This window comes from Actinomyces sp. 2119 (assembly GCF_003591215.1).
GTDB lineage: Bacteria > Actinomycetota > Actinomycetes > Actinomycetales > Actinomycetaceae > Actinomyces > Actinomyces lilanjuaniae.
Window position 1 is genome coordinate 130,611 of the sequence record NZ_QYRR01000007.1, and the last position, 16,866, is coordinate 147,476.

General features: G+C 68.4%; 13 protein-coding genes. 5 read left to right on the plus strand and 8 right to left on the minus strand.

The features are described 5' to 3' along the window. The first annotated feature begins 376 nt into the window (after positions 1–376). Positions 377–2,869, plus strand: a complete 2,493-nt coding sequence (locus D4740_RS09795; protein ID WP_119836764.1) for a DUF5979 domain-containing protein — start codon at positions 377–379, stop codon at positions 2,867–2,869. A 521-nt stretch (positions 2,870–3,390) separates the two neighbouring features. Here D4740_RS09795 and D4740_RS09800 read toward each other — a convergent pair. The 4 genes from D4740_RS09800 to D4740_RS09815 form a co-directional block, all read right to left on the minus strand. Beyond that, a complete protein-coding gene (locus D4740_RS09800) occupies positions 3,391–4,932 on the minus strand; it encodes an amino acid permease (RefSeq protein ID WP_220475032.1) in 1,542 nt (513 codons plus the stop codon). A gap of 10 nt (positions 4,933–4,942) precedes the next feature. Further along, on the minus strand, positions 4,943–6,349 hold the full coding sequence (locus D4740_RS09805; protein ID WP_119836765.1) for a glutamate decarboxylase: 1,407 nt from the start codon (positions 6,347–6,349) through the stop codon (positions 4,943–4,945). 353 nt (positions 6,350–6,702) lie between these two features. Next, the gene (locus D4740_RS09810; protein ID WP_119836766.1) at positions 6,703–7,098 is read right to left on the minus strand and encodes a co-chaperone YbbN; all 396 of its coding nucleotides are present in this window, start codon (positions 7,096–7,098) and stop codon (positions 6,703–6,705) included. Between the two features lie 86 nt (positions 7,099–7,184). Then, entirely contained in the window at positions 7,185–7,919 is a 735-nt protein-coding gene (locus D4740_RS09815; RefSeq protein ID WP_119836767.1) for a TetR/AcrR family transcriptional regulator, read from the minus strand. 89 nt (positions 7,920–8,008) lie between these two features. Between D4740_RS09815 and D4740_RS09820 the strand changes: the two genes are divergently transcribed. Both D4740_RS09820 and D4740_RS09825 read left to right on the plus strand, forming a co-directional pair. Then, positions 8,009–8,506 (plus strand): flavin reductase family protein, encoded by a 498-nt coding sequence (locus D4740_RS09820; protein WP_220475033.1) that lies wholly within the window; start codon positions 8,009–8,011, stop codon positions 8,504–8,506. A 26-nt stretch (positions 8,507–8,532) separates the two neighbouring features. Continuing rightward, on the plus strand, positions 8,533–9,873 hold the full coding sequence (locus D4740_RS09825; protein WP_119836768.1) for an NtaA/DmoA family FMN-dependent monooxygenase: 1,341 nt from the start codon (positions 8,533–8,535) through the stop codon (positions 9,871–9,873). Between the two features lie 39 nt (positions 9,874–9,912). On the opposite strand, the gene D4740_RS09830 is transcribed toward D4740_RS09825, so the two are convergent. Together D4740_RS09830 and D4740_RS09835 are read right to left on the minus strand one after the other, a co-directional pair. Beyond that, positions 9,913–11,001: an aspartate-semialdehyde dehydrogenase gene (locus D4740_RS09830; protein ID WP_119836769.1), complete on the minus strand. Its 1,089-nt coding sequence runs from the start codon at positions 10,999–11,001 to the stop codon at positions 9,913–9,915. 131 nt (positions 11,002–11,132) lie between these two features. Further along, positions 11,133–12,677: an aspartate kinase gene (locus tag D4740_RS09835; RefSeq protein ID WP_119836770.1), complete on the minus strand. Its 1,545-nt coding sequence runs from the start codon at positions 12,675–12,677 to the stop codon at positions 11,133–11,135. A gap of 220 nt (positions 12,678–12,897) precedes the next feature. On the opposite strand from D4740_RS09835, the gene D4740_RS09840 reads away from it, so the two are divergent. Both D4740_RS09840 and D4740_RS09845 read left to right on the plus strand, forming a co-directional pair. Next, positions 12,898–13,923 carry an ABC transporter ATP-binding protein gene (locus D4740_RS09840; RefSeq protein ID WP_119836771.1) on the plus strand — a complete coding sequence of 342 codons (1,026 nt, stop codon included), beginning with the start codon at positions 12,898–12,900 and terminating at the stop codon, positions 13,921–13,923. Then, the gene (locus D4740_RS09845) at positions 13,920–14,990 is read left to right on the plus strand and encodes an ABC transporter permease (protein WP_119836772.1); all 1,071 of its coding nucleotides are present in this window, start codon (positions 13,920–13,922) and stop codon (positions 14,988–14,990) included. The genes D4740_RS09840 and D4740_RS09845 overlap by 4 nt, the downstream gene beginning before the upstream one ends. Positions 14,991–15,105: 115 nt before the next feature. Here the strand turns inward: D4740_RS09845 and bsh are convergent, their stop codons facing one another. After that, positions 15,106–16,062, minus strand: a complete 957-nt coding sequence (gene bsh, locus D4740_RS09850) for a choloylglycine hydrolase (RefSeq protein WP_220475034.1) — start codon at positions 16,060–16,062, stop codon at positions 15,106–15,108. A 195-nt stretch (positions 16,063–16,257) separates the two neighbouring features. Then, a complete protein-coding gene (recR, locus tag D4740_RS09855) occupies positions 16,258–16,866 on the minus strand; it encodes a recombination mediator RecR (protein ID WP_119836774.1) in 609 nt (202 codons plus the stop codon).

Genomic DNA, 16,866 nt, shown 5'->3' on the forward strand with positions numbered 1-16,866 from the left:
CGTCCCGATCCGGGACAGTTAGCTGCCGGGGTCCCGGACGACGCGCCCGTCGGGCTGTTGGCCACCCAACCCAGACAGTGCGCGACGCACCCACCCCTCCCGGCAACAGAACGATAAATATTTTCCGCACCCCGAGCAGCCGCAGACTACTCCACGTTGACGATAAGCACTAGCCGTCTCCAAACTATTGTCCCCATCCGAGATAAGGCACCTCACCAGCTAATATCCTGTATCGATTCCTTGCCGCCGCCTATTTCCCTATTGAGGCCCCGCACAGCGCAGTACTATGTTTTCTCCCCGGTATTGTCGGACCAGCTAGGACAGGATGCGACCAGCTGCGCACCCAGCCGTGTCCCCGCACCCCGAGAGGACCATTATGTCACCCACCTCACCTGCGCATCGCAGCAAGGCCCCCAGCAAAGCCTTCGTCGCAGCTGTGCTCGCCATGCTGCTGTCGCTCACCGGAGCCCTGATGAGCGCGGTACTGCCCACCGCCGCACAGGCAGCAGACAACCCAGGAATCATTGTCAGCGACCTGAGGCTGGTGAAGTCCTCTAACACGGGGCAGGACGACCCCGACGACACCACCATCACGGCAGGCGACGTCCTCCGCCTGTCCTTCACCTGGGACGCCCGCAACGCGAACGCCAAGAGTGGTGATTCCTTCTCTATCGGTCTGCCGGAGGTGTTCCGCAACCGGGAGTTCCCGCTGTCCCAGCCCCTGTCAGTCACCTACAACGGCACTCAGACCACGATCGGCACCTGCGAGCTGGACCAGCAGAACATCACCTGCACCTTCAACGAGCAGCTTGACTCACTGGTGGACCAGGGGTTCAGCGGCCTGAACGGTAGCGGCTCAGCCCTCATCGTGGCCGAGCAGCCCACCGAGTCCAGCACCGCGGACATCAACGCCAACGGGACCGTGCGCACGGTCGAGATCCCGGGCGGCCGGATCGGCGAGTACACAGGCTTCCCCTACTCCCCGGAGTCCCTACGCAAGTGGGCGTCCCCGCTCACCGCTACCTCGACCTCCCTTGACTGGGAGCTGAACTTTGGGACACCAGCCATTGAGGAGGCTCTGGCTGCCGGGGGAAACCCAATCACCGTTGATGGGCAGACAGTTTCTACCATCACGTTCACCGACCGTCTCACCCCCGGCCAGACCTATGACACCACCCTCAGCAACTGGACGCTTGACATCGGGAAGAGCGCAACCAGCGACACCGCGGTGGGCACGGTTACCGACGCCGCCGGCCAGGACCACGACACCTCTCAGGGTAACTTTGACCTGGAGGTAGAGATTAACGGGGACGAGGCTACGATCAGGGTCACCGGACCCTTCGCTCCGAACACCAACTACTCCGTGTACTACTCGTCCTTCCCGACAACGGACAACCAGACGATCCAGGCCGGGGTGGAGTACGAGAACAACGCGACCCTGGCAGGCACCACCCTCGAGTCCAGCTACCTCGTCTACTACACGAGGTCCTTCACCATCGACGTATCCATGGAAGCCGGGTTCGGCGGCCTCAACATCACCAAGCTCCTCTCAGGTGAGGCTGCTCCCCGCGTCCCGGAGGGGACCACCTTCACCGTCGGCATCGACTACACCCTGCCGGGGGGTGCCACGGTGGACACCTACGAGGGCTGGACGGCACCCGGGGAGGTCAATGCTGACCGCACCGGTGGGACGACGACAATGGAGGTGACTCTCGGGGCGATTACCACCTACAACGGGACCTTCCCGGCCGGCACGGTCCTCACCCTGAGCGAGGACCCCACGACGGCCTCCACCACGCCTGCGGGCGCGACGTGGGGTACCCCGGTCTTTACTGTGGGCGGTGAGACGACGACCTCGCTCACGGTCGCCGACCAGACCTCCACGGCCGTCACCCTGAGGAACACCGCGGACGAGGCGGAGACCCCGGTAGGGTCGTTCTCAGTGGCCAAGGCCGTTGAGGGCGGTGAGGACCTGACCTCCAAGGAGTTCACCTTCACCTTCACCTGCGACGACGCTGACACCACCACCGGCACCCTTACCACTACCGGTAACGGGACCGCTGTAGACGCCGACCTCGCCCTGCCCGAGGGCACCCAGTGCACCATCACCGAGGACATCGACGCCGCTCAGGAGGACGGCTACACCCTCACCCCACCCGAGCCACAGACCATCACCATCACTGCCGGCGATCAGACAGCAACCGCCACCTTCACTAACACCTACACGCCGGAGGAGACTCCTGAGCCCACCGAGACTCCCACCGAGACTCCTGAGCCCACCGAGACTCCCACCGAGACTCCTGAGCCCACCGAGACTCCCACCGAGACTCCTGAGCCCAGCGAGACTCCCACCGAGACTCCTGAGCCCACCGAGACTCCCACCGAGACTCCTGAGCCCAGCGAGACCCCCACCGAGACTCCTGAGCCCAGCGAGACCCCCACCGAGACTCCTAAGCCCAGCGAGACCCCCAGCGAGCCCGCAACCGAGACTCCCGAGTCCACCGAGACCCCCAGCGAGCCCGCAACCGAGACTCCCGAGTCCACCGAGACCCCCAGCGAGCCCGCAACCGAGACTCCCGAGTCCACCGAGACCCCCAGCGAGCCCGCAACCGAGACTCCTGAGTCCACCGAGACCCCCAGCGAGCCCGCAGAGCCGGTCGCTACTGAGACGCCGTCGGCATCAGGCCCCGGTGGCGGCGCTGCGGGCGGGTCGTCGCAGGCACCAGGAACGCCCGGCAACAACCCGACAGGTTCCTCACCGCGCAGCGGGACGCTCGCACGTACCGGGGCGACTATCGGCATCGGTCTTGTCGCGCTACTAGGACTGGGAGCAGGTAGTGCGCTGCTGATCGCTCGTCGTCGCGGCTAGGACGTCGTAGACACCGGCTATTGACGTCAGGCTGGAGGGGGCCGACTCTGACGAGTCGGCCCCCTCCAGTGCTTTCGGCCTCCAAACCTCCGCTTCACACCGCCAGAAAAGGCGTTTCCCGTAGAGATCCTGCCCGGCTGTCCTTGTAGACGGAAGTAGCAAAAGCCAGCGGGGGAGAAACGACCGACTCCAGCCTCTCAGCAGCGGGGCCAAGCACCCCGGCAGGGTGAGAGCACACCTGCTCACCTAGCCTGGGCTCCACCACACGAGTACCGTCCCAACCATGCGGGCATCAGACAACCGTCCACCAAGGGCGCTGGGAGACATCGCTCCGGCTCATGCACCACCAAGGCCGAGCACGTCTAGCCCCAGGTCCGCAGGCAGGAAACCGCGCCCCCGGGCAAGCGGGCACGGGTGAGCCCCGCTGCCGCCTTACAGCGGCAGCGGGGCTCATGGTGTGTCCCTGCGCCTCCCGCACGGCCTGCCCGACGCCGTAGCAACGACGAGCAAGGTCGGAGGATCTAGGACGTGCGGTCCAGGTGACGCCCGGACGGTCGTCGGAGTGCTGCCCGTCGCCCGTGCTGATGCACAGACATGGCGTCTCCGGCCTGGGGCGTGGGTGCCAGCGGCGGGTTGACCAGAACGGCGTCGCCGGTGGCGTGATCAGGCTCCAGCCGCCACCCCGGCCTACGCAGCGCGTAGAAGACCAGTGGCGGCAGCCCCAGCACCACGATCACCAGTCCCACCACGAGGGCGTAGCCCATGGTGCTCAGCCCCGTGAACCCGGACGGGCGGACGAACGACAGGACGAACGCCACCGCGCAGGCAACGAACCCGATGCCAGCCACCAGCCTCATCGCAGGAGTGCGATAGGTACGCCGCACCTGCGGGCGAGTGGTACGCAGGCGGACAGCAGCAGCGAACAGCATCATGTACATAATGAGGTACAGCGCTGCCGCCATGTCGATGAGTGTGACGAAAGCGGTGTTTCCGTTGGGGATGACTACGAACAGCAGCGCCAGGACCGTGACGATGACCCCCTGCAGCATGAGGATCGAACGCTGCACCCCTGCCTGGTTGCGCTTCTGTAGCAGCGGCGGCAGCAACCCCGTTCGGGCGGCAGCCAGCAGACCCTTGGACGGCCCGGCGATCCAGGTCACCACGGAGGCGAAGGCACCCAGGGCGATGAGCAGGGAGATCACCGGCGTGGCCCAGCCCAGGTGCCAGTGGTCGAAGAAGGTCTGGAAAGCCAGGTTGATCCCGTCCACCACTCCGAGACTGCCCTGAGGGACAGCGACGGCGATCGCCAGGGTCGGCAGAATGAAGATCGTCAGGATCAGGGCCGAGGAGACCAGCACCGAGCGGGGGTAGCCGCGCCCGGGGTCAGACAGGTCGTTCGCGTGGACCGCGTTGACCTCCATGCCTGCATAGGCGAGCACGTTGGACACGACAAGCACGATGGAGGCTAGGCCCGTCCACGGCGGGAGTGCGGCCGAGGCCGTCAGCGGCGTCTGGGAGGGTGCCCCGGTCACCAGCCAGGCCGCACCCAGGACCACCAGCACCACTGCCGGGAACAGGGTCCCCACAATCCCGCTCCACGACCCCACCGTGGCAAAGAGGTTGCCGCCAGCCAGGGCGACGAGCGTGGACACCCAGTAGAGGACGATGATGACACCAGCCACGTAGACGCCATTGCTGGCCAGCCAGCCACGGTTAATGACGTAGGACAGGCTCACGGCGATGAAGGCGATCTGCGTGGGGTACCACACGACGTTCTGCACCCACTGCAGCCAGATGGCCACGAAGCCCCAGCGCTCACCGAAGGCCTCACGCACCCAGATGAACACGCCGCCCTTCCAGCCGGTAGCAAGCTCGGCGGACACCAGGGCCGTGGGCACCAGGAAGAAGACTGCGGGAATGACGTAGAGCACCACCGAGGCGATCCCGTAGCCGGCCATGGCAGGAAGTGAGCGCAGCGAGGCGACCGCCACCACGGTGAGCACGGCCAGGTTGAAAACGGACATGCTGCCAGGAGCGGCAGAACTGCGTGTGCTGCTGGACATGTCAGCCTCCTCAGTGGTGGAAGGCCGCCGGGCGGCCTTCCACATGGGGCAGAGGACCGCCGAGCCGATCGAGGTAGGTGACCTCGGCACGCATGTCCTCAAGGAGAGCGTCGGCCAGGTCACGGCTGAGCCCGTTACGCACGACGATACGCTGCACGGTGAGGTCAGCGAGGTTGTCCGGCATCGGGTAGGCCGGAACCAGCCAGCCCTTCATCCGCAGCCGGTCGGACAGGTCGTAGAGGTTCCACCGGTCCGTGTGGTCGGCGCGCAGCCGCCAGGCGAACACCGGGATGTCAGAGCCGTCGTTCCACAGCTCGAAGGGGCCCATCTGCGCTATCTCCCCGGCCAGGTAGCGGGCGACGTCGCGGCTGTTGGACTGCACTCTGCGATAGCCGTCAAACCCGAGCCGCAGGAACATGTAGTACTGGAGCAGCACCTGGGCGCCGGGACGGGAGAAGTTGAGCGCAAAGGTCGGCATCTGGCCTCCCAGGTAGGACACTTCAAAGATCAGTTCCTCGGGCAGCGCAGACTCCTCACGCCACACAACCCACCCGACACCAGGATACACAAGTCCATACTTGTGCCCAGAAGTACTGATAGAAGCAACCCGGTTAATGCGGAAGTCCCATTCCAGGTCTGCTTGGACGAAGGGGGCAATCATTCCTCCCGATGCAGCGTCAACGTGAATGGGGACGTCCAGTCCTGTGCGCTCCTGGATGGCGTCCAGCGCCTGCGCGATCTTGGCCACCGGCTCATACATTCCGGTGTAGGTCACGCCCATGATCGCCACGACGCCGATGGTGTTCTCGTCGACGTAGTCCTCAAGCCTGTACCCGTCGAGGACCTTGTGGTCCTCACTGATCGGGACCAGGCGCGGCTCCACGTCCCAGTAGTTGCAGAACTTCTCCCAGCACACCTGGACGGCGCTGGACATGACGAGGTTGGGCCTGTCAGCCGGCTTGCCAGCCGCCCGGCGGGCGTTGCGCCACCGGCGCTTGAGGGCAAGGCCACCGAGCATGCAGGCCTCGGAGGAGCCGATCGTGGAGGTGCCGATAGCGCGCCGGGGCTGCGGGGCGTGCCACAGGTCGGCGAGCATCGTCCAGCAGCGCGCCTCGATCTCGGCCGTCCTGGGGTACTCGTCCTTGTCGATCATGTTCTTGTCAGCCGCCTCCAGGTAGAGGCGGCCAGCGTGGTCGTCCATCCAGGTGCTGACGAAGGTGGCCAGGTTCATCCGGGCGTTGCCGTCGAGCATGGCCTCGTCGTGGACCACCTGGTAGGCGGTCTCTGGAAGCGCCTCCGACGCCGGGAGGCGAAACTTCGGAAGATCATGCGCCTCCCCAGGTCGAGCAAACAGCGGATTTAGCTCGCTTCTGTCCGGATCAGAACCGGTATAACCGTTCAGTATTGACCGTGACATGTCGAGTTCTCCTCTCGGTAGACGACGTAGGCCTATGGAATACCACGGCGTCGTTTCGAGCACCACTCACATGCGGGCACAACCCTGAACTTGCAACCTACTCAGCTGTCCCGAAAACCAGGTGCGACAACTTCTCCACCTTTGGCGATTCTTTTACCTCCGAGGCACCCGACCCGAGAACCCCAGCACCGGGAGCCTGCACCGCTCCCCACCAGAGCAGAGCCACTGCTCCCGCTGTCGCACGTCCTCAGCCAAACGAGCCCGGACACGACACAGCGGTCGCTGCCGCCCGACTACATCGGCACGGCAGCGACCGCTGCTAGGTTTCCGGGGCTCTGCCTCCTGGACCTGGATCAGGCCTCCTGGGACGCTCCCTGACTTGCCTCAGACTTCTCAGCCTCGGCAATCTTGGCCTTGACCTCCTCCATGTCCAGTTCACGCACCTGGGTGATGAGAGCGTCCAGGGCGGAGGCGGGCAGGGCTCCGGCCTCCCGGTAGACCAGCACGTCGTCACGGAAGACCATGAGAGTCGGGATAGAGGAGATCCCCAGGGCCGAGGCCAGCCCCTGTTCCGCCTCAGTGTCCACCTTGGCGAAGGTGATGTCCGGGTTGGCCTCCGAGGCCTTCTCGTAGACGGGACCGAACCGCATGCACGGACCGCACCAGGACGCCCAGAAGTCCACCAGAGTGATGCCCTCACCGTGGATGGTGTCCTTGAAGTCAGCGCCGGTGATGTTCGTGGTAGCCATAGGAGAACCTTTCTAGTCGCGTTCCTCTGACTGGCGCAACATCACCTGCTGGCAGCCTATTCCACAGGCCCGGCGGCCCGACCTCGCTACCGGGCCTCCTGCCACCCCCGCCGCATGAGTGAGACGAGCCGCTGCTGGGCCGCCGCCCCTTCTGCAGCCCTCCCGCTCCCGGAAGCCACACCACCCCCAGCGCCCTGCCCCGGCCCGGCCGTGTCGCACCGCCCGACCGTCCCGTCACCGCGCGCAGCGCCGTCCTCGGCACCCCTCTGGGCGCCCTCCACCGCTCCAGCGACCCAGGCCGACGCCAGCGCGGCCTGGTAGAGCGTCGCCGCATCGACGTCGGCACGCGCCACGCCCTCGCGCTGCGCCGCCTCCAGGAAGCCTCTCGTCATCTCGATCACTTCCTCGCAGGTGGGGGACAGCGGGGACGAACCGCTGACGTAGGCGTCCCGCAGCGGCTGCGGCAGGCCGTCATAGGCGCGCATCCACTCCCCGACCGCCTCCAGCCACTGCTCCAGGGCCTCACCGGAGGACCCGGCTGCGGCTTCAATCTCCTGGCGCCTGCGCGCCAGGTCGGTGAACCGGGCCTCCAGGATCTCGCTCAGCAGGTCCTGCTTGGTGGGAAAGTGGCGGTAGAGAGTCCCTGCCCCCACCCCGGCACCCTTGGCGATGACGTCCATCGGGGCCTCGAGTCCCTCCCTGGCAAAGACCTGCTCAGCCACGACGAGGATCCTCTCCCGGTTCCGCCGCGCGTCAGCACGCACGCGACGCCGCGCGCTCTCAGACACCGCGCGCGCACCCAGCCGAGCCGGATCAGACATGGATCACACTCCTGCTTCATTGATAAACGGAGAGCCTCTCCATATTGTTTGCTGCGGAGATACTTACCATCGTAGGCGAATGGAGCCCCATGATGCCGCTACGTCCTGCCGCTCCTATCACACCCCAGGCCCTGCGCCGGGCACTGTCCAGCTATCCCACCGGAATCGTGCTGGTCACCGCTGTGGACGACGACGGAGCCCCCGCTGGCATGCTGGCCAGCTCCTTTACCTCGGTGTCGCTGGAGCCGCCGCTGGTGTCGGTCTCCTTCGCCCGGACCTCCACCACCTGGCCGCGCCTGCGCCAGGCCCCCCTCCTGCGCATCAGCGTCCTGGGCGCCGAGCACAGCGCGCTGGTGTCACAGCTGGCTGGCCCCAGCGCCCAGCGGTTCACCGGGCTGGAGTGCGCGCTGCGTGACGACGACGCCTCCCTCCTGGGGTCCCCCGTCACCCTGAGCGTGGCACCGGAGAGGGTGATTGAGGCCGGGGACCACGACATCGCCCTCATGCGCGTCCTGGCGATCGACCAGGATGGAGACGTCGACCCCCTCATCTTCTATGCACGTGGGCTGCACCACTTGGCAGCCTGAACACCGACCAGCACCTCAGGAGCACCATGACCACGACCTCACGACAGATGATCCTCGGCATGCACCTGGGCACCGGCTACGGCTCCCAGGCCAACGCCTGGCGCGCCCCCGGCGTGGACCCAGCCGCCTACACCGACATCGAGGCACAGGTCCGCTACGCCCGGGCCGCAGAGCGCGGCACCATCGACTTCCTCTTCCTGCCGGACAACCTCGCGATCACGCCCTCCATGGGCGAGGGCATCCCCCAGGCCACCATCGACCCGGTGGTCACGGTCGCGGCCTTGGCCCGCGAGACCTCACGAATCGGGTTCGTCGTCACTGGCACCACCACCTTCAACGAGCCCTACAACATCGCCCGCCAGTACAAGGCGCTTGACGTCACCACCCACGGCCGCTTCGGCTGGAACGCGGTGACCACCGCGGACCCAGCCGCCGCCGCCAACTTCGGGCAGACTATCGCCGAGCGCCCCGTGCGCTACGGCCGGGCGCACGAGGTGATCCAGGCCGTCCAGGCCCTGTGGGGCAGCTGGGGCGAGGAGGCCTGGACCCGGGACAAGGACTCCGGCCGCTTCGTCGACCTGGACCAGGTCCGCCCGGTCGGCCTGCGCGGGGAGTACATCGCCTCACAGGGACCGCTGCCTATCCCGCCGTCCGAGCAGGGCCAGCCGGTCATCTTCTCCGCCGGGGGCGGGGAGTACGGCCTGACCATCGCCGGACGCTACGCCAGCGGGGTCATCGGGGCAGCCTTCACTATCGGGGACGCCCGGGCACAGCGTCGGGCCGCCCGGCAGGCCGCGCACCGGTACGGTCGCAACCCTGACGAGGTCAAGTTCTTCGCCGGACTCATGCCCCTGATCGGCAGCACCGTGGAGGAGGCGCTGGCCCGCAGGCGCCACCTGGACGAGGTCAGCGCCCCCCGCCGGGTCCCCTACCTGGGTGCCATGCTGGGACTGCCCCTGGAGCCGGAGCAGGTTGACCGGCCGCTGACCGACGCCGAGCTGGCCGACGCCCGGCCCAGCGGGTTCGACCCGCGCTCCCAGCGCGCCCTGGAGGTGGCTCGGCAGGGCTGGACCATTCGGGACATCCTGGCCCACGGAGTCATCGACTACCACCCGACCCCGGTCGGACCGCCCTGTGTGGTCGCCGACTACATGCAGGAGTGGTTCGAGGCAGGAGCCTGCGACGGGTTCTGGGTGTCACCCGACGTCAACGAGGACGGGATCGACACCTTTGTCGATGAGGTGGTCCCGATCCTGCGTGAGCGCGGACTGTTCCACGAGGACTACCAGGGGACCACGCTGCGTGAGCACCTGGGAGCACCCGCCCAGTACGGCCTGGACCCGCGCGTCTGGCAGGAGGCGTCCTAGTCCGGGGCACCGCACGGAAGCGGCTGGGGCCGGGCGCTCTCAGACCCTCATCTCGTCCACGACCAGCTCGGCGAGCTCGACGGCGTTAAGGGCGGCCCCCTTGCGCAGGTTGTCACCCACGACAAACATCTGCAGGCCACGCCCTGGGGCGCAGGACTGGTCGGCGCGAATGCGTCCCACGAAGGTCCCGTCCCGGCCCGTCGCCCTCAGCGGGCTGGGTACGTCCTCAACGGTGACACCCGGGGCCGCCTCCAGCAGCTCGCGGGCACGCTGGGGCGTGATCTCACGCTCGAACTCGGCGGTCACGCTCAGCCCGTGTCCGCTGAACACGGGCACGCGCACGCAGGTGCCCGCGACCAGCAGCTCGGGGATACCCAGGATCTTGCGGGACTCGTGGCGCAGCTTCTGCTCCTCGTCGGTCTCCCCGGAGCCGTCACCCGCGTCGTTGCCCGCCCAGGCCACCGCGTTGAAGGCGATCGTGTCCACGTAGACCTCGGGACCAGGCAGCTCCACGGCACCCCCGTCCCGGGCCAGCCCCTCCAGGTCCTGGCCGACGGCCGCGCGCACCTGGCTGGCCAGCTCGGCGACACCTGCCCGCCCCGAGCCGGAGACGGCCTGGTAGGTGGAGACCACCAGGCGGGTGAGCCCGGCCTCCTGGTGCAGGACCGCGAGCGCGGGCATGGCTGCCATGGTGGTGCAGTTAGGATTGGCGATGATGCCCTTGGGCCGCTCCCCCAGGTCGTGGGGGTTGACCTCGCTGACGACGAGCGGCACCTGGGGATCGCGCCGCCAGGCCGAGGAGTTGTCCACCACGACGGCACCCGCAGCCGCGAAGCGCGGGGCGTGCTCACGCGAGGCAGCAGCACCTGCGGAGAAGATCGCCACGTCGATACCGCTGAGGTCAGCGGTGGCGACGTCCTCGACCTCCACCTGCGCGCCCCGGAAGCCCACGAGAGTCCCGGCGGAGCGGGCGGAGGAGAAGAAACGCACGCCACGGGCCGGGAAGCCGCGCTCCTCCAGCATGGCGAGCATGACCCGCCCCACCTGGCCGGTCGCTCCGACCACGGCGAGGACGACGCCGTCAGCCGGGCCGACGTAGGTGTTGACAGAAGTGGTGCTGCTGGTCATGGGTGTGCTCCTAGGTGTGCTGGCTGGTAGTCACCGAGCGTAGCGGGCGCGGTGTCGCGGCGAGGCAGGCCGGGTACAGAGACGGCGCACAGGCTGGGGGCAACGGCCTGCCTGAGGCTGGCAGGTCCTGCTCACCGGCCGGTGCCCCCGTACACGACTGCCTCGGTGTCCTCGGCGTCCAGGCCGAAGGCGGAGTGGACGGCGCGCACGGCCTCATCGAGGACACCGTCGTCGACCACGACCGACAGACGGATCTCGGAGGTAGAGATCATGTGGATGTTGATACCCGCCTGGCTGAGCGCGCTGAAGAACCGGGCGGAGACCCCCGGGTGGGAGCGCATACCCGCTCCCACGAGGGAGAGCTTGCCGATTCTGGGGTCGAAGTGCAGGGACCGGAAGCCCAGCTCAGCCTGGGCAGCCTCCAGGGCCGCGCGGGCCGAGGCGGAGTCGCCGTCGGGGCAGGTGAAGGAGATGTTGGTCAGCCCGGTGCCCTCGGCGGAGACGTCCTGGACGATCATGTCGATGTTGGTACCCGCGCCGGCGACGATGGCGAAGATACGGGCGGCTGCGCCGGGGACGTCGGGCACACCCACCAGGGTGATCTTGTCCTGGCTGCGGTCGTGGGCGATACCGGAGATGACGGGGGCTTCCACGGGGTCCTCCTTAGCGGACGGGCGGGGGCGGGCCTGGGCCCTGGCGGCGATAGCGTGGCGGTGGGCGGTGTCAACGACGTCAGCGGTGGCAGCGCCGTCCAGGACCGTGCGGCCGGGGCGGGTAGCCGGGGCAGCGCCACCAGCAGCCGAGCCTGCGGCTTGGGCTGTTGGGACTGCTGGAGCCACCGCGTCTACCGAGACTGCTGCGTCTTCGGAGTCGACGGCTGAGTCCGCAGCCACGACGTCGTCGATCCCGGCAGCGACCACGGGGGGCACGAAGACGTCACGGCGGGTACCGTCGTAGATCCAGGTGCCGGTCTTGTCCGAGAAGGAGGAGCGCACGTGAAGGGGCACCCCGAAGCGGCGGGCGTACTCCACGGCCCGCAGGTGGAGGATCTTGGCACCGTGGGCGGCCAGCTCCAGGGTCTCCTCGCTGGACAGGGCCTCGATGCGCCTGGCCGTGGGCACGATGCGCGGGTCGGCGGTGAACAGGCCGTCCACGTCGGTGTAGATCTCGCACACGTCGGCGTTGAGGGCCGCCGCCAGGGCCACCGCCGTGGTGTCGGAGCCGCCGCGGCCCAGGGTGGTGACGTCCTCAACCTCGTTGATCCCCTGGAAGCCCGCCACGATAGCCACAGCGCCAGCCTGGACCGCACGGGCGACACGCTCGGGCAGGACGCCCACGATCGAGGCCCGGCCGTACCGGGAGTCGGTGAGGACCCCAGCCTGGGCTCCGGTGTAGGCCTGGGCCGGCACGCCCAGCTCCCCCACCGCCATGGCCAGCAGGGCCATGGAGATGCGCTCGCCCGCGCTGAGCAGGATGTCCATCTCGCGTGCCGGGGGGTCCGTGGTCAGGGCGCCGGCCATGTCGAGTAGGTCGTCGGTGGTGTCACCCATGGCGGACACCACGACGACGACAGTGTTTCCTGCCTCACGCGTGGCGACCACGCGCCGGGCGACACGGCGCATCGCCTCGATGTCGCTGACGGACGATCCGCCGTACTTCTGGACGACCAGTGCCATGCGGGCTGCTCCTCGAGTCCGGTACCACCTGCGCTGCCGCGTCGCGGCGGGCGCAGCAGCCGCGCTGGTACGTCCCTGGACGTCCGGGGACGGCCGGGGGTGTGAGGGCTTGCAGTGCCCTCACCGCGGACGGCGCCCACAGCGGCGTGGCCTGGGCACAGCCTACGTCGCCTCCGTTACGCCCGGGTGTCGGCAGGGGCACCCGCCATATGATGAGTCCATGAGCATCCAGGCCTGCGGGGTCACCCGGTCCTTCGACTCCGTGCCTGCGGTGAGTCGGCTGAGCATCTCGGTGCCCAGCGGCAGCGTGACCGGTCTGGTGGGGCCCAACGGCGCAGGCAAGACCACGCTCCTGCTCATGCTGGCCGCCCTGCTGCGGCCGGACTCCGGATCCATCAGGGTCGCGGGACTGGACCCTGTCACCCAGCCACGTGAGGTGCACCGGGCCGTGGGGTGGATGCCCGACACCTTCGGCACCTGGGACTCCCTGACCTGCACGGAGATCCTCATGACCTTTGCCGCCGCCCAGGGTCTGGACTCCCGCACCGCCCGGGACCGCGCCGACCAGATGCTCTCCCTGGTCTACCTCTCCGACATGGCCCACACCCCCGCGCGGGTCCTGTCCCTGGGTCAGAGGCAGCGCCTGGGCCTGGCCCGTGCCCTGGTCCACAGCCCTCAGGTGCTGCTGCTCGACGAGCCCGCCTCCGGCATGGACCCCCGCTCCCGGGCCGACCTGCGTACCCTGCTGCGCGACCTCGCCTCCCAGGGCACCACCGTCCTGGTCTCCAGCCACATCCTGTCAGAGCTGGAAGAGGTCGTCGACGGCGTCATCTTCATGGCACACGGATCCGCCCTGGCCCCGTCCTCCCCGACAGGCTCTCCGAGAGGCGCGCCAGAGCTGCCTTCGGAACCCCGGGCAGGGACCTTGGCGACGGGACCGGAGGCCAGCAGCCCGCAAGCCGGGGAGAGCGGGACGCAGGGCAGCACCGTCGTCCCTGTGCCGCTGGAGCGGACCTGGCGGATGCGGGCGCTCAACACCCTCGCGCTGGCACGCTGGGCGCAGGAGTCCCTCCCGCAGGCACGGACCACCCCGGAAGGTGCCCTGCGCCTGGCCGTGGCCGACGACGCGGCGGCGGCCCGCCTGCTGCGCAGCGCCCTGGAGGCAGGGGTCGAGGTGGTGTCCTTCGCCCCGGCCGGAGGCGGGCTGGAGGAGGCCTACCTCAGCCTGGAGGAGGAGCGCCGATGAGCTGGTCGGGGCTGCGCACCATCGTCGTGCTGGAGCTCAGGCGGCGGGTCCGGGCCACCCGCTGGCAGGTGATGCTGGCGGCCTGGGGCACGGTGCTGCTCCTCATGGTCCTGGGACTGGGCAGCGCGGCCGTAACCTCCGGGACGGGCCTGGCGGCGGTGGCCCCGCTCCTCTACGACACGGTGCTGTGCTTCGTCCTGGGCGTGGGGCTGATCGTGGCCCCGACGCTGTCGGCCACCTCCGTCAACGGAGACAGGGCCGACGCCACCCTGGCGCTGGTCCAGGCCACGGCGCTGCGCAGCCGGGAGATCGCGGTGGGCAAGCTCGTGGCCGCCTGGCTGGCGGCCATAGCCTTCCTCGCGGTGGCGCTGCCGTTCCTGGTGGTCCTGGCTGGCCTGGGAGGGGCGACCTGGCAGGTCCTCCTGGGACACCTCCTGGTGCTGGTGACCACGCTGGGGGCTGTCTGCGGGATCGGCCTGGGATTCTCCAGCCTGGCCGCACGGACCTCGGCCTCCGCCGTCCTCACCTACCTGGCAGTGGCCACGCTGGTCATCGGCACCCCCATCGTGCTGACGGCGTCCTCTGCCGCCGTCCGGGACGACCAGACCGTGGTCCACTACCGGATCGACTACGGCGCCTCTACGAGCACCCAGACCGTGTGCGCCGCCGAGCCTAGTACCCGCACCGACACGATCTTCCGCACGGAGCGGATATGGTGGATGGTAGCCCCCAACCCCTTCGCCGCCCTCAGCGACGTCTCCGCCCGGGAGGGCCGCAGCAGGGACCGTAGCCAGGAGACCCCGCTGGCGGAGCTGGGTCAGGCAGTAAACCGGATGCGTGTCCCCTCGCCCTCACAGGTGGTCTACGACGACTGCTCCTCGCCCTCCGACCCCGCTCCAGCCAGGGCTGGCCGCGCCAGGACCAGAGACGTCGCCTCCGACCTGTCGCCCTTCTGGCCGACCACGCTGCTGGTCCTCCTGGTACTGGGGTGGGGGGCGACAGAGACGGCCTCCCGCGAGCTCGCCGTCCCCGCCGGGCACCTTGCCCGTGGCATCCGCATGGCCTGAGGCGCGTTGGTCCGAAAAAGCCTGGACCAGCCGCCCATCCCGACGCACCTGGGCTCGGGACCGCCACCGCAACCTGCTCGGGTGCCCTCGTGCCCTCAACCCGGCACCTGTGGGCTCAGGCCTCGACCTGGACCAGCTCCGTGCCGGTGAGGTCGTAGTCACCCATGGCCACCGCGCGCACCGCAGGGTCCTCGTAGGTGGAGTAGTAGTAGGTGCTCGTGCGTGAGGAGAAGCCACCGGTGTAGACGGTAATCTCGTAGCGTCCGTCACCCATGCGGGCCGCGCCGTCGATCATGGCCACCCCCGCCAGCGAGTGGAACAGACGGCTGACGTTGTCCTCCTCGGTGGTCTTGGTCGGGTAGTGGGCGTTCAGGTAGGCGGCGCGCACGAACCGAGAGGGCGAGTAGTAGTCACCTGGCAACCCGCGCATGCCACCGCCCGAGCCGTAGGGCACCAGCCGGGAGCTCGCCCACGTCACCGGGTCGGGCACGTCGCTGACCACGTTGAGATAGCTGCGAACGTTCTCGGCGTGGTAGGCGAACCCAGGCTGGTTCGCCAGCACGTCAAGGTCGTCGTGGAACACCTGGAGGCCCTCGGCGGTGTGCTCCACCACGATCGACCGGGTGGAGTCACCGATGATCCAGTGCAGCATGGAGGAGGGCAGATCATCGTTGACCGGACGGTCCACCACGACCGTGCTGGCCAGGGCCTCCTCGACCTCGTCAACCGAGGCGAAGCCCGCGGCCACCCACAGCGGGAACTCGTAGGCGGCGACACTGGTCATGCCGTCGACAGGACCAGTGGCGTACTGCGCGTAGCCAGGAAAGTTCAGTCCCGCGACCGCCAGCCCCTGGTTATTGGCGGCGTCGAAGTAGAGGGGGACGTCGTCGACGACGATACCCATGCCAATCACCGGGTACCTGATCTCCGGGACAGCCCCAAAAGGCGATCTGGGCCCGTAACCAGTGGGTGTCACGACCACACGCTGGCCGTAGCCCTGGCTCCAGTCCAGGTTGCGACCGAAGTACATGTGCCCCTGGACGTCAGAGAAGCGCAGCGCTGTACACATCATGACTCCTTGTCCCCAGGTAGGACATCGTCCCGTGGATAATAGGTTGAACCGTATACCCGGCTCCTCCCGCAGGACGCTGCTCACAACACGACGTCAGCAGACTGAGACACGGACACCGTCACGCTGTGACCTGGCAAGCGGACCTGGCTGCCAGACCCCCCGGGCCGCGCAGCCCCAGGACAGGCAGGCGCCGCCTCACTCCTCCACGCGGCGGCGCCCCTCGAAGGCCCGGCCCAGGGTGACCTCGTCGGCGTACTCCAGGTCGCTGCCCACCGGCAGTCCTGAGGCCAGACGGGACACGGGCACGGACATCGTGTGCAGCATGCGGGTCAGGTAGGCAGCCGTCGCCTCCCCCACCACGTCAGGGTCAGTGGCCAGGATGACCTCCTCGACCTGCCCGTCGCCCAGCCGGGTGAAGAGCTCGCGCACGCGCAGGTCGTCGGGCCCCACCCCGTTGATCGGGTCGATGGCCCCGCCCAGGACGTGGTACAGCCCCCGGTACTCCCGGGTGCGCTCGATTGCTACCACGTCCTTGGGCTCCTCCACCACGCAGATGACCCGGGGGTCGCGCCTGGGGTCGCGGCAGACGGCGCACCGGGCCTCCTCGGCGATGTTGCCGCAGGTCTCGCAGAAGCGCACGCGGGCCTTGACCGCGCGCAGCGCCTCAATAAGGCGCTCCACAGCCGCGGTGTCCGCCGACAGGACGTGGAAGGCCATGCGCTGGGCGGACTTCGGCCCCACGCCGGGCAGCTCCCCCAGCTCGTCGATAAGGTCCTGGACGGCACCCTCGTAGACAGCAGGCAT

Excerpts from the sequence above, each read along its gene's own strand:
- D4740_RS09795 (WP_119836764.1), top strand. The coding sequence starts at position 377 with ATGTCACCCACCTCACCTGCGCATCGCAGCAAGGCCCCCAGCAAAGCC.
- D4740_RS09800 (WP_220475032.1), bottom strand. The coding sequence starts at position 4,932 with ATGTCCAGCAGCACACGCAGTTCTGCCGCTCCTGGCAGCATGTCCGTT.
- D4740_RS09805 (WP_119836765.1), bottom strand. The coding sequence starts at position 6,349 with ATGTCACGGTCAATACTGAACGGTTATACCGGTTCTGATCCGGACAGA.
- D4740_RS09810 (WP_119836766.1), bottom strand. The coding sequence starts at position 7,098 with ATGGCTACCACGAACATCACCGGCGCTGACTTCAAGGACACCATCCAC.
- D4740_RS09815 (WP_119836767.1), bottom strand. The coding sequence starts at position 7,919 with ATGTCTGATCCGGCTCGGCTGGGTGCGCGCGCGGTGTCTGAGAGCGCG.
- D4740_RS09820 (WP_220475033.1), top strand. The coding sequence starts at position 8,009 with ATGATGCCGCTACGTCCTGCCGCTCCTATCACACCCCAGGCCCTGCGC.
- D4740_RS09825 (WP_119836768.1), top strand. The coding sequence starts at position 8,533 with ATGACCACGACCTCACGACAGATGATCCTCGGCATGCACCTGGGCACC.
- D4740_RS09830 (WP_119836769.1), bottom strand. The coding sequence starts at position 11,001 with ATGACCAGCAGCACCACTTCTGTCAACACCTACGTCGGCCCGGCTGAC.
- D4740_RS09835 (WP_119836770.1), bottom strand. The coding sequence starts at position 12,677 with ATGGCACTGGTCGTCCAGAAGTACGGCGGATCGTCCGTCAGCGACATC.
- D4740_RS09840 (WP_119836771.1), top strand. The coding sequence starts at position 12,898 with ATGAGCATCCAGGCCTGCGGGGTCACCCGGTCCTTCGACTCCGTGCCT.
- D4740_RS09845 (WP_119836772.1), top strand. The coding sequence starts at position 13,920 with ATGAGCTGGTCGGGGCTGCGCACCATCGTCGTGCTGGAGCTCAGGCGG.
- bsh (WP_220475034.1), bottom strand. The coding sequence starts at position 16,062 with ATGATGTGTACAGCGCTGCGCTTCTCTGACGTCCAGGGGCACATGTAC.
- recR (WP_119836774.1), bottom strand. The coding sequence starts at position 16,866 with ATGCCTGCTGTCTACGAGGGTGCCGTCCAGGACCTTATCGACGAGCTG.